General features: G+C 55.9%; 10 protein-coding genes and 2 pseudogenes. 7 read left to right on the top strand and 5 right to left on the bottom strand.

The window, feature by feature from the left end; all coding sequences use genetic code 11:
- Positions 1–40 precede the first annotated feature (40 nt).
- Both BG60_RS20090 and BG60_RS39605 read left to right on the top strand, forming a co-directional pair.
- Positions 41–247, top strand: a complete 207-nt coding sequence (locus BG60_RS20090; protein ID WP_034472488.1) for a DUF2934 domain-containing protein — start codon at positions 41–43, stop codon at positions 245–247.
- A gap of 125 nt (positions 248–372) precedes the next feature.
- A pseudogene (locus BG60_RS39605) lies at positions 373–563 on the top strand (DUF3597 domain-containing protein); the annotation flags it as partial.
- Between the two features lie 811 nt (positions 564–1,374).
- Here the strand turns inward: BG60_RS39605 and BG60_RS20075 are convergent.
- A pseudogene (locus tag BG60_RS20075) lies at positions 1,375–3,378 on the bottom strand (response regulator); the annotation flags it as partial.
- Between the two features lie 502 nt (positions 3,379–3,880).
- Here BG60_RS20075 and BG60_RS38785 point away from each other — a divergent pair.
- Both BG60_RS38785 and BG60_RS20070 read left to right on the top strand, forming a co-directional pair.
- The gene (locus BG60_RS38785) at positions 3,881–4,057 is read left to right on the top strand and encodes a hypothetical protein (RefSeq protein WP_160172904.1); all 177 of its coding nucleotides are present in this window, start codon (positions 3,881–3,883) and stop codon (positions 4,055–4,057) included.
- Between the two features lie 207 nt (positions 4,058–4,264).
- Positions 4,265–4,771: a DUF1993 domain-containing protein gene (locus BG60_RS20070; RefSeq protein WP_034472486.1), complete on the top strand. Its 507-nt coding sequence runs from the start codon at positions 4,265–4,267 to the stop codon at positions 4,769–4,771.
- A 119-nt stretch (positions 4,772–4,890) separates the two neighbouring features.
- On the opposite strand, the gene BG60_RS39600 is transcribed toward BG60_RS20070, so the two are convergent.
- Together BG60_RS39600 and BG60_RS39595 are read right to left on the bottom strand one after the other, a co-directional pair.
- A complete protein-coding gene (locus tag BG60_RS39600) occupies positions 4,891–5,136 on the bottom strand; it encodes an FCD domain-containing protein (RefSeq protein ID WP_235590071.1) in 246 nt (81 codons plus the stop codon).
- Positions 5,127–5,606: a GntR family transcriptional regulator gene (locus BG60_RS39595; RefSeq protein WP_235590072.1), complete on the bottom strand. Its 480-nt coding sequence runs from the start codon at positions 5,604–5,606 to the stop codon at positions 5,127–5,129. Before BG60_RS39595 ends, BG60_RS39600 begins: the two co-directional genes overlap by 10 nt.
- A 155-nt stretch (positions 5,607–5,761) precedes the next feature.
- On the opposite strand from BG60_RS39595, the gene BG60_RS20060 reads away from it, so the two are divergent.
- Genes BG60_RS20060 through BG60_RS20050 form a run of 3 tightly spaced genes read left to right on the top strand, consistent with a single transcriptional unit; the run spans position 5,762 to position 9,189 of the window.
- A complete protein-coding gene (locus BG60_RS20060; RefSeq protein ID WP_080443072.1) occupies positions 5,762–6,487 on the top strand; it encodes a vWA domain-containing protein in 726 nt (241 codons plus the stop codon).
- Positions 6,484–7,245 carry a PP2C family serine/threonine-protein phosphatase gene (locus BG60_RS20055; protein WP_034472484.1) on the top strand — a complete coding sequence of 254 codons (762 nt, stop codon included), beginning with the start codon at positions 6,484–6,486 and terminating at the stop codon, positions 7,243–7,245. The genes BG60_RS20060 and BG60_RS20055 overlap by 4 nt, the downstream gene beginning before the upstream one ends.
- Complete coding sequence (locus BG60_RS20050) at positions 7,246–9,189, top strand: helix-hairpin-helix domain-containing protein (RefSeq protein ID WP_034472481.1); 1,944 nt, start codon at positions 7,246–7,248, stop codon at positions 9,187–9,189.
- A gap of 23 nt (positions 9,190–9,212) precedes the next feature.
- Here the strand turns inward: BG60_RS20050 and BG60_RS38285 are convergent, their stop codons facing one another.
- Together BG60_RS38285 and BG60_RS36970 are read right to left on the bottom strand one after the other, a co-directional pair.
- The gene (locus BG60_RS38285) at positions 9,213–10,178 is read right to left on the bottom strand and encodes a hypothetical protein (protein WP_140401900.1); all 966 of its coding nucleotides are present in this window, start codon (positions 10,176–10,178) and stop codon (positions 9,213–9,215) included.
- Positions 10,175–11,728: a J domain-containing protein gene (locus BG60_RS36970; protein ID WP_075583519.1), complete on the bottom strand. Its 1,554-nt coding sequence runs from the start codon at positions 11,726–11,728 to the stop codon at positions 10,175–10,177. The genes BG60_RS38285 and BG60_RS36970 overlap by 4 nt, the downstream gene beginning before the upstream one ends.
- Positions 11,729–11,911: the final 183 nt, after the last annotated feature.

The raw sequence follows: 11,911 nt of genomic DNA, 5'->3' as shown, positions 1-11,911 counted from the left end.
GGCGTGTCAGACAATCAACATCCCTCCATAGGAAAAGAGCATGAACACCTCCGCTACCGAAGAGCAGATCCGCGCACTTGCCTACCGGCTTTGGGAAGAAGCCGGAAGCCCGGAGGGCCGCTCCACCGATTTCTGGGTCATAGCGGAGCAGCAACTGGCGCGCGAACTGGGCATGGGCGACAACACATTGGACCAGGCGCCCGCAAACGGGGAAGGCAGCGGGGAAGGTAACGGGCCCCCTTTATAACGCCGCGGTCCAATGTGTTCCCCCGGATCGCTAGCTTCACGGGCGCATGCGCTGCTTGAATGGACTCGGCGGCAATGCCCCGCCGAGGATTGTGCAATGCGCTCGAAGGCATCGAACGGCTCGGCACCTCCATCGTCGATCTGATGGAGCTCTTGGCCTTGACAGCAGTCTTGATGCGCGCCAGGAGCTCGCGAACGAGCTGAAATACGCCGGCAGCACGGAGGATCCTGCGGCGATGAACACGTGGCTGCATCGCGCGGTCATGCAAAAGCTCGCAGAAAACGGCAGCCGCGTGCCGGACGATGTCAAGCGATGACGCGGGTCCTCGCCGCGTGCCGATCCAATTAAAGTTGTGCTCGATGCGCGACATCGCGAAAAGCGCCGCCGCGCGTCGGACGTTGTGGCGTTCGCCGTGGAAGACTCGTGTTTCGTTTCACGTGATGATATCGCCGCCCGCCGCTTGTAGGACCCGCGAAGTATTGCGCGGGCGGCAGCCTGCCATCAAGCAAGTCATCCGCAACACCTATATTTGGTACCTACACGTGCGCATGGCCGGCGAGGGCGACCAACGCACTCGCAGCCTTCCGGCATGCGCAGCGTTTAGGTAGCGACGCCGGTCTCGGGCCGAGCTGCTCGCAGGATCAACCGAGCTTGTTCTGGTGACAGTCGTAAGCGGCGCGCCTGGCACCATCACGCCGACACCGTCGGTCGAACAGGAGCAGGAGATCGTGAAGCCCGCCCCGACCGGTGGCACGACCGAAGTTCGGAACGGCAGGACGGTGGTCAAGGTCGATGGCATAGTCGATGCCGAAATGCTACGTACGGTTCTGAAGAGCGTGCGATCATGCTCGGAGATCCAACAGTTACGCGCGTGTGGATTGCGGTTGGTGTAACCGCGATGCGTAGTGTTTTTCCGGCTCTGGCTGCGAAGGTGCAAACTGCACTCGAAGAGAATCCGCTTGGCAGCGATGTGTTCATTCCCGGGACGCCGCGACGATCTTGTAAAGACCATCTGGGCAACCGATGACGGTAGGCCCGTCAACTGTGCGCTGTCGGAAAAAAGTATATGGACAAGCTAGAGGAATTGAATTTCACGGCGGGCGTGCCCCTCCCGGCAGCATACCCAGTCATGCGTCGTCCTGCCGCGCTTGGCGAAGCGCTGCCTCTAACTGGTCAATCGTGTAAGGTTTGCGAAGGCTTTGCCAAGGGAAGTCGCCCGGGGTTATGTCTTGAACTGTATCCCCGGATGCGAAGATGACTGAGATGCCCGTTTGTACCTTAGCCACGCGACGAGCCAGTTCGACACCAGAAATGTGGGGCAGATGGACATCGGTGAGTAGTACATCGAACGCAGCGTTCTCGACTGCGTCCAGAGCGGCTTGGGCGCCGGGCGCGGTGATAGGATGGTGCCCCAGCATTTGCAGCAGTTCACTCACTGCGTCGCATGTCGGCTCGTCATCGTCGACGACGAGAACCCGGAGAGCGATATGCTCGGCGACTGCGGGGTCATTCGGCGAGAAAGCGTCCGCTTCGCCCAACAGAGGCTTTCCCTCAGAGCCCAGAACCTGTCGGACTTTGTATGCGAGTTCCATACGACTGTAGGGCTTGGTGAGCAGTTCGACGCCGGGGTCCAGACGGCCGCCGTGAACAATTGCGTTCTGTGTATAACCCGAGGTAAAGAGGACGCGCAAATGCGGCTGTAGCTGCACCGCACGTCGGGCCATTTCGGGACTCTTCAACGTCCCCGGCATGACTACGTCCGTGAAGAGAAGGTCGACATGAACGCCACTGTTGAGCACTACGATGGCCTGGTCAGCGTTGTCCGCTTTAAGCACGGTGTATCCAAGATCAGTGAGCATCGCGATCACCGTCGCTTGTACCTTCTGATCATCCTCCACTACCAACACCGTCTCACTGCCGCCCATCGTCGGGGCGTTGAGCCGTGTCGCCTGCTCGCTCGCTTCCGCCGACGTTCGCGGAAGATAGATTCGTACTGTCGTGCCGTGTCCCGGTTCACTGTAGATCCGGATGTGTCCGCCACTCTGCTTGATAAAGCCGTAAGCCATGCTGAGGCCCAATCCCGTTCCCTGACCTTCAGGCTTTGTCGTGAAGAACGGGTCAAACGCCTTCTCGAGCACATCGGCCGACATCCCTGACCCGGTATCCGTCACGCCGAGCATCACGTATTGACCAGCCGGCACATCCGAGAGCGAGCGCACATAGTTGTCATCGAGCATCGCGTTTGCCAACTCCAATGTCAGTTTGCCGCCATCGGGCATGGCATCACGCGCGTTGATTGCCAGATTTAAGAGAACATTTTCGAGCTGGTGAACGTCAACGAAAGCATTCCAAAGACCGCCGGACACCACTGTCTCGACTTCGATGGTTTCTCCAAGTGCTCGACGCAGCAAGTCATCCGTGCCGCGGACCATGGCGCCGAGGTTCACCGGCTCGGGGCGAAGCGCCTGGCGCCGGCCAAACGCCAATAGTTGTGAGGCGAGCGTTGCGCCGCGTTCGACTGCCTGAATTGCGTTTCCGACGCGCTCCATTGACCACTGATCCCGGGCGCAGCGGGTTTGCAAGAGTTCGAGGTTGCCGCGCAAAACCTGCAGTACGTTGTTGAAGTCGTGGGCCACGCCTCCCGTAAGTCTGCCAATTGCCTCCATCTTTTGCGCACGGAAAAGCGCGGCTTTTGTTTCCTCGAGAAGCTTGTCGGCTTCGCGCTTTTCAGTGACGTCTCGAGTAATCTTCGCAAATCCCAGCAGGATGCCGGAGTCGTCGCGGATGGCATCAACGATGACGTGGGCAACGAATCGAGTTCCGTCTCGTCGTACGCGCCATCCTTCTGATTCGAAACGTCCCTCGCGGGTTGCGGTCTCAAGTGCGCGCTGAGGCAAGCCGGAAGTAGCGTCCTCCGGCGTGTAGAATCGGGAAAAATGCGAGCCGATCACCTCCTGTGCGGTGTAACCTTTGATGCGCCTTGCGCCGTTATTCCAGTTGGTCACAAGTCCGCCGGGTGACAGCATGTAAATCGCATAATCAGAGACGCCGTCAACGAGCAATCGGAATCGTCGCTCGCTTTCGATTACCGCTTCGTGGGTTTTTCGCTTATCACTCTCATCGCGTACCAGCTACTGCGTTGCCCGATATTCAGAGGCGGGACTATCAAACTTCTCCGTGCGAGACATGGTCGTTCAATATTTGTAGACGGAACGACGTGTATTCTACGTTTTGCAGGAAATGTGGGCACGGCGATTTCCATCTTCGTGCCGCAGCCCATCTCTAAGCGACCGGCTTCCCGGAATCGACCGGCGACCCTGACTCCGGAAGCAAACTCCGGCAGAAGCGTCCTCGCCTGCATAAGCCGTTCGGCACAAACGCCGGTAGTCGGACGCTAGCATCGTCGAAGCCGTCCGCTTCGGGTATGCCCGCAACCCAAACCGCCCGGCGGACGTCGCGATCCGATTGCCGGATACTAACGAGAAGCACCTTTCGATAATGCCCGACATAATAACGCTAGCGGCGAACTTGCCTGACATAGATGAACTCGTTGACATGCACTGAATCTTGATCCCCGAATCAAGGCGCGACCGGTCTTTTTGCCACAACAACCACGCGATCCAGAGTGACCTGATGACTCGATTCGAGAACGTTGCGAACAATCGGGCGCGCCGCAAAATTCATGCAGGCCAGATTTCCATGCGCACGAAGCTGCCTTCCCTCCATCTCAACGGCTGCATTGTGCCAGTGACGGCGGATGGCGCAATCACCATGATGACATTTATTGCATATTTGGTTCAAATCGGTTGACGAATCTGTGATGGTTAAAGTGCTTGGCTGTAGTAATCTCGAATCGACGGTTGCTCGCAGTAGGTGATTTGCTGTCGGCCTCATGTATGAAATCAATGCGGTCTTAAAGTCAGAGTCGGCTCTCGCTCGATCGCCGTCCGGCCTTTTACAAGCACAGAAAAAGATTTTATGTCTTTACCTATAATAGATGGCCCTCCTGTGGCGTGTATGTCCTACGGCAGGATTGTCGTTGAGTGTATTCAGATGATACGGAATTTCGAGGAATGGTTGTCAGATGCCGCAACGTACGCGCAGGCTAAATCTTTTGACGTTGATGTCCTTCTAAATAGCCGTCTTGCGCCAGACATGGGCAATCTCATTTATCAAGTCCGAAGCGCCTGCGACTACGTGAAAGGTGCAGCAGGGTGGCTTACAGGTCGAGAGCCGCCTCATCACACCGATGACGAGCGAACACTTCAAGAACTCAGAGCGCGAATCGACAAGACCGTCAAATTTGCGGAGAGCGTAGACCCGGAGCAATACGCAGGAGCAAGCCAGCGACGCATTGCCCACTCAATGGCGCCTGATGGCACGGTCAGCGAAGAAGAGTACCTAATCAGCATCGCACTACCCAATGTCTTCTTTCACGTGACGACTGGCTATGCAATCCTTCGCCACAACGGGGTAGAACTTGGAAAGAGAAGGTATTTAGGATTAACGCACGGTGAGCATTGATTTCGCTGCTTTTCGGTCAGACGTTAATCGAGTGTATTACGAGGCAGGGTAAATTTTGTGTCTGACGGCTACGCCGAAGGCAACACGACACGGCTTCTTGCAAGGCGCCTGCATGGAATTCACGCAGCGCCCATGAAAACTTCGATTGCGTGACGCCCAGACTGCTCGACGTGTCGCTTACAAGCAGCGGCGGCTTGAATGGCATCGTTACGCATGACAGCATCAACGATTGCAGAAATTTCGCCGCAAATTTCGGCAAAGCGTCCTTCTTTCATAATTGCTTTCACCCGCAGCATTGTTAAGCGTGTATGTATTCGTGGAAGCAACTCTGAAAGAGCAGGATTATCCGCGCCTTCTAGTAGCACGTCGTAAAACTTAGACTTTTTCTCAGATACATCAATACCTTATCGGTCGAACTCAAATCGCGAATTGTAAGCAGCGTCTTTTGCGCTTTTAAAAGTCCGACCCGCATGTCATTAGACGCCCACTCCGTGAACCGCTGTCCAGCCAATTCTTCAAGCACAGCGCGCACTTGATAAAGCCCCCGCGCGTCACTCAAGTTTAGGATGGCGACGACTGGACCCTTGTGCGGAATGATCTGTACAAGCCCTTCGGCTACCAGCTGACTCAGCGCTTCACGAATCAGCGTTCGACTTACTCCAAGCATCTCACACAACTCGCGCTCAACCAACCGGTCACCAGGTTTTAACGTTAAACCATTGATGCATGATCGCAATCCGTTGATAACTTGTTGTCGCAAAGTGGCTGCGGGCCTTATCACTTGCCTATCAACATTCATTTTTTTGGCTATGATTGGTGGTTCTGTAAAAGACATTGTAGCATTTCGCTTTCTTTGATACGGCAACGATTAAACTTACGAGTTTCGATTGTGCAAATCCCTAAAGTTCCACTTACATCGGCCGATAGGTAGCGTGTTGAGCATATCAATGTAAGTTGCTGAAAAGTTTACAAAATGTAAAGTTATGGCCTATGCTGGCGGGCAGTTTTCTACGGGAAGCAACAATTAATGGGGGTAATGTGATCGAAGAGAACGAGTTCGCTGTTCAATTGCCTTTTGGTACGGAAAGCTTCGCCGATAATCCCGAGCCGCGCTGTCCTTGTCTGCTCTTGCTCGACACATCGGCGTCGATGCGCGGCGCTCCGATCGCCGAACTGAATTCGGGTATCGCAAGCTTTAAGGATGAGTTGGCGGCGGATAGTTTGGCAATGAAGCGAGTTGAGGTTGCGGTTGTAACGTTTGGACCGGTTGAGGTCAAAAATGAATTTCAAACCGCGCCGCATTTCCAGCCACCGCGGCTGGAAGCCGCTGGCGTGACCCCGATGGGCGAAGCCATCGAACGAGGGCTCGAACTTTTGCAGCAGCGAAAATCCGAGTACCGCAATAACGGCATCGCGTTCTATCGTCCGTGGGTCTTCATGATCACAGACGGGGCACCCACTGATGCATGGCAACAGGCAGCAGAACTTATCCGTGAAGGCGAAGCGAATAAGTCATTCGCGTTTTTCACCGTCGCGGTCGACGGGGCTAATCTCGACATCCTCCGCCAAATTTCGGTACGCGATCCGGTCCGGCTCCAGGGATTGAGATTCCGCGAACTTTTCCAATGGCTGTCTAATTCAATGAAATCGGTGTCGCAATCGACGCCGGGTACTGCGGTGGCTCTCCCGGCACCTTCTGGCTGGACCGTAGTGTGACCTGGAAAACCGTTAGCGCCAGCGTGGTAGGCACGTCCCACACTCAACAGGGTGGGGAGTGCCAAGACACCTGTCTCGTGCAGTCGTTGATAGACCGCAACCAGCAACAGCGTCTGGTTTGTCTGTTGTCTGACGGCGCAGGCAGTGCCCGATTTGCGGCGAAGGGTGCCGATTTGGCATGCTCGACAGCCCTGACGGCAATCGAGCACACGTTCAAGACGACAAACCACATTGACGGTAGCGCTGTGGAAGGTTGGATTTGCGCGGTCAGAGCGGCAGTGACGGCGGCCGCGAACGAGTCCGATGCCACCAGTCGCGATTACGCATGCACACTTTTGGGTGCGGTGCTTGGGCCTGAGTCTTCGGTATTTTTCCAGATTGGAGATGGAGCTATCGTCGTGGCAAGCGAGGATGTTCAGGGCGTTGTGTTTTGGCCAGAGGCTGGTCGTTACGCAAATATGACAAATTTTGTCACCGACGATGATTCACTCATGCATCTTCAGATCGCTGTAACATCGAGCCCCGCTGCAGAGCTGGCGCTTTTTAGTGATGGGCTGCAGCGGCTTGCGCTGACTTACGAATCCCAGACACCATACTCACCTTTCTTCGACCCAATGTTTTTCGTGTTGCGGAGGAAGAGCCTGAGCGAGTGCGAGGCGCTAACGGTTCAATTGGCGCAGTTTCTCGACAGCAAACAAGTCAACGAACGGACCGACGACGATAAAACGCTCGTCTTGGCAACCCGCAGAGTAGTTTAGATGGATTTCTTCGATAGTCAGGGCAAAAAAATCGTTTTGGGTAAGGAGTTAGGTCAAGGCGGTGAGGGTGCCGTATTCGACGTGCAGGGGCGCGGCTCGAACCTGGTGGCAAAGATTTATCACGGGAACGTCTCGCAGGATCGTCAGGCCAAGCTGCGCGCAATGACCGCGCGGAAAACCGAGGCGTTGGGCAACATTGCTGCGTGGCCTATTGATACTGTTCATACATCGGTCAATGGATCAGTTCACGGCTTTTTGATGGCAAAGGCAGTTGATGCGCAACCGCTTCATCATCTCTACGGACCTGGCCATCGAAAACAGCAGTTTCCCAAGGCTGATTGGTCTTTTCTGTTAAGCGCGGCACGCAATGTTGCATCGGCTTTTACTGTTGTACATGCATCCGGCAGCGTCATCGGTGACGTCAATCCGAACCTCGTTTTCGTGAGTCGGGATAGCACGGTTCGATTGATCGACTGTGACTCGTTCCAATTTGTCGACAGTGGCCGCACTTTCGCGTGCGAGGTCGGCGTGCCGACGTTCACACCACCCGAGCTCCAAGGGCTGCTGAGTTTTCGAAACGTCAACCGAACCTCGAATCACGACAACTTCGGCCTCGCGTTGCTTGTCTTCCATCTGCTCCTGATGGGACGCCATCCGTTCGCCGGCGTCTATCGCGGGGCAGGCGACATGTCGCTAGAACAAGCTATCAAGGAGTTTCGGTACGCTTTTGCGTCTCCAGGAGGAGGCACAGCGATGTACCCTCCGCCTAATACGGTCGGCACTGACATTCTTCCGAACGACACGGCAGCAATGTTCGAGAAGGCCTTTGGCAGAAGTGGCGAGAAGCACGATGCACGACCGAGCGCCGGCGAGTGGATGTCGACTCTTGATCGCGCTCGCGCGCAGATTCAGACTTGTACCTTTGATACCTCGCACAAATACTACCGCGGCCGGAGCGCATGCCCATGGTGCGAACTCGAGCGGTCTGCAGGAGTGGCCTTTTTCTTCAGTCTGGGCGCAGCCGGGTTTCAGGCCGCCGCTCGAGGCTCGGGGTTTGACGTTGCCCGCGTCTGGTCGGACATCATGGCCGTTCGCTCGCCGGGGATCGCGGCAAAACCTGATGTTAAAAGGCCGCAAAGCCTGAAAGCTACGCCATTGCCGGCCGATGCGAGGAATGCGCGGTTCTTGAAACGCACACGTCGCGTACTTGCCGTCGTTGGGGTTGTATTCGGACTGGTCAAGTTTCCTGCATTCTGGTTCTTCATTTTGATTGCTGGCGCGCTGCTGTTCTACGCTGGAGGCGCGCCTTCGCCAGAACAAACTCGACGCAAGACGCTTCTGGAGACAGCCAATCGGGTTTTGGCTGCTGCTTGGTCGCAATGGAACATGGTCGCCACCGACAAAGCGTTCCATGACAAGCTGGAAGAGTTTAAGCGAGCACGGCAGGAGTACGACGATTTGTCGAATCGGTTCTCGAACGATAAGAGCAAACTGCAAGCGAACATCCGTGAGCTGCAGATGCGCAACTTCCTTGAGAAGTTCTTTCTATCCGACCACGACATCCCGGGCATCGGACCGACACGCAAGACGACCTTGGCTTCGTTCGGCGTGGAGACTGCCGCCGACGTGGAATGGAACAAGATCCACTCTATCAAAGGATTTGGGGAGCGCCTGACCAAGGAATTGGTGCAATGGCGTCGTAGTCTTGAGAAACGCTTCGTGTTCGACCCCAGCAAAGGTGTCGATCCTGCCGACATGGCCGTGCTGCAGCAACGGTACGCCCTGATTCGCAAGCAACTCGAAGCTTTACTCGTTTCCGGCCCGGCGCAACTCAGGCGCGTCGTGGCAGAAACCGAACGACAACGCGTTCTGCTGCAAGATATGTTGGTGAATGCAGAAACTCAAGTCGCTCAAGCCGAATTGGACTTCGCGGTATCTAAGTGAGCCGTAGAGAGGCGCAAGGACGGTTAGTGCTTGACAGCGATGGAATCGTGCGCATCTTTGTTGGTTAGCTTAGCACCGCATTTCACAACAGATTGGCCGCGTTGCCAGGCTTTGAGTGTTGTCTTGCCAGATGTATCAACCGGCGTGATCCTCGAATAGTCGGAGAGAACGGCATACTCACCGCTCGCCGCTATCGAACCTAACCAATAGTTTTGGCAACGGGCAGGTGCAGGAGAGGTAACCACGTTAGGGCGTATAAGCCCGCTCATGTCTGGTGTCGGTGCACCTGCTCGAGAGCTGGGATCAGGCGCCGACATCGTTGAATTCGTATGGTTGGCAAGCGTTGCAGTCCGATCGGTCGCCGCTGTGGGAGGCATGGGCATTGATGAACCGCGATTCGAGGAAGTTGCCTGTGCACGCATTTCCTGCTCATCTTCTGCCAGCCAGTCACGACGACACAGTGCCTGCAGAAACTGGTTGCGGCAGTTGTTCTGATTGACGCGATGCTCGGCGCTTCGCACGACGCTCGCCTCTTCGGCCGTGAGATCTTGATGCCGGCAAAGCGCAACGTATTGCCCCGTGCGGCAGACCTGAAGGTTTTCGCGATGTTCGGCCATACTCACCTGTTGTTGCTGCTCCGGCGTCAACTTTGCATGATTGCAGAGCGCGACGTATCGTCCCTGGATGCATGTGTCGAAGTTTGCACGACGTTCCGCTGAGTCGACCGAAGCTCCTTGGTCGGAGGTTAGCCATTCATGCCGACAAAGGGCCGGATAGTGGCCGTCAAGACATTGCGTCAGATTGTGAGCGTACTCTGCTTTTTTGGCCGCCAGCGCCTGGTCGGGGGTCAGAAGGTCGTGACGACAAAGGGCCGGGTACTGCCCAGACAGGCAATTGCTCAAATTGTCGACTGTCTGTGCCGACGCATGCGGACAATGGATACCCAAGACTATGAGAAGAAGAGAAACTGCAACTCTGCCTAACATCATGAGGTGGTCCCAACACTGCTTGCCACTGCGTTCGACGGACTTGAAGAGGTGTTGTCTCGAGAAGCGGGCTCAATGACATAGGATGAGCCGTTAAAGCGCGCCACAGCGGTGACGCTGACAGGGACGACAGTTCCACTGGCGTTTCGCTTTCTACCAGAGACCGTCAGCTGAAGCGGATAATAGGCACTCTTGTTGTCCCTGAGAAACTGAACAGAAACCGAATAGTTTTCGCATTCGGATTTCTGCGCATCACATTGGGATGTTCCCGAGTTGTCTCCGCCGGTCTCCACAGAGGCAAGCTTGCGGAAACTCTTTGCGTCGACGCTGAAGATCTCGATCGAGCTCGTGTGCTCGCCCATACCTGAATAACTTAAGGGGAAGATGAGGCCCGGATGTCTCCGGCCTAGTTCGACTAAGGCGACCTCCGAGAAATCGTACGTGCCCCAAGCGCCAAGCGTACCCAAGTCGACCAATTGAGAATCGAGTTGCTCTTCGCCTTGAGATGTTTGCACGGTCACGACTGCAGACACGATTGGTGCGCACGCGTGGCACTCGTAACCTTGCGCCCGTACAGGAGTTGATTTGAGTAGATATACGGTGCGCTCTTCGTTAGGAAGCTTGAGACGAGCTTCAACCTTCACCGCATAAAGTCCATTGTCACTGTCGGACGGACCGACACCGTCGAGGCCATGAAAAGAGGCTCGGTCGCGCGTGCCTGTGCCACTAGAAGGATCAAAGGTACGGAACGCTGCCAGTGATGACAGCACGGAATAAGGCTGCTGCAGGGGGGGGCCGGATTGTAAAACAGAGATGGGCGCGGAGGCAGACTGACCTACGCCGCCTCCTCCTGTTTCTGAGCCACTCTTCTCAACGAGCGACAACCCTTCGGAGGCAGCCCCGACCGGTACCGGGTGAGGCGGCTGCGCGTCCGCCGCCAGCGAAGTGGAGGCTATTTGCCGCGTGGAATGTGTTGTCGCCTTATTTTTAGGCAAAGCTTGATAAATGAGCGCCAAAATCGCAGCCATTCCGAGTGCGCCCACGACTTTACGCAGCACGCTGCGTGTTGGCGTAGAACCTTTCTTGGCTGCCGGCGAAGCTTGGCCCGAAGACGACGCTGAAGCTGGATTCACGCGTGGAGCGCTATTCCCGGAAAACATCGCGCTTACCGCCACAGCGATTGGCGTTGGACACTGATGAGATTCCAGCATGCTCCGTATCTGGTCTGCCGTGTATCCCTGAACCTTCAGGTCGATCGCCCACGCGGTCATACCTTCTACGAATACCTTCTCAGGATCCTGGAAGGAGTTTGTGCGAAGGGTGCTGCCGTGCCCTTGAGCGTGGCGCTTCACGTCGTACGCGCCTCGTTTTGCGTCATCCGTGAGAGTTGAATAGGCTTCAGCCAGAAGCGAGAACCGCTTCACCGTGTCCGGCAAGGCGTTGCCATCGTGGCTCGGATGAAGCTTTGACGCTGCATATCGATACGCAGCCGCTATTTCGGTCGTGGACGCATCCTCACGCACGCCGAGGGCATTGTAAAAGTCTTCAGCCATCTTGGATTCTGTGTCGCTTAGGAAGCGTGAAAGGCATCGGAAGCCGTAAATCGGAAAATGCTGTCTAATGATGGCTCGTGTTGGCCCTTCTCATTCCGTGAAACGAAACGTCTCACGGACTGGGACGCCCTGCTTATTTGACTGCAGAACCTACGGCGCAGGCGAAGCTCGGTCTGTCGCAGG

The sequence above is a fragment of the Caballeronia zhejiangensis genome (assembly GCF_000698575.1).
In the GTDB taxonomy this organism is placed as follows: Bacteria; Pseudomonadota; Gammaproteobacteria; order Burkholderiales; family Burkholderiaceae; genus Caballeronia; species Caballeronia zhejiangensis.
Note: the sequence above shows the minus strand (reverse complement) of the source record. Positions and strands in the feature narration are given on the sequence as shown.

Bases quoted from the DNA above. Each gene is read 5' to 3' on its own strand.
- BG60_RS38285 (WP_140401900.1), bottom strand. From the start codon at position 10,178: ATGATGTTAGGCAGAGTTGCAGTTTCTCTTCTTCTCATAGTCTTGGGT.
- BG60_RS39595 (WP_235590072.1), bottom strand. From the start codon at position 5,606: ATGTCTTTTACAGAACCACCAATCATAGCCAAAAAAATGAATGTTGAT.
- BG60_RS36970 (WP_075583519.1), bottom strand. From the start codon at position 11,728: ATGGCTGAAGACTTTTACAATGCCCTCGGCGTGCGTGAGGATGCGTCC.
- BG60_RS20060 (WP_080443072.1), top strand. From the start codon at position 5,762: ATGCTGGCGGGCAGTTTTCTACGGGAAGCAACAATTAATGGGGGTAAT.
- BG60_RS38785 (WP_160172904.1), top strand. From the start codon at position 3,881: ATGACTCGATTCGAGAACGTTGCGAACAATCGGGCGCGCCGCAAAATT.
- BG60_RS20050 (WP_034472481.1), top strand. From the start codon at position 7,246: ATGGATTTCTTCGATAGTCAGGGCAAAAAAATCGTTTTGGGTAAGGAG.
- BG60_RS20090 (WP_034472488.1), top strand. From the start codon at position 41: ATGAACACCTCCGCTACCGAAGAGCAGATCCGCGCACTTGCCTACCGG.
- BG60_RS20070 (WP_034472486.1), top strand. From the start codon at position 4,265: ATGTCCTACGGCAGGATTGTCGTTGAGTGTATTCAGATGATACGGAAT.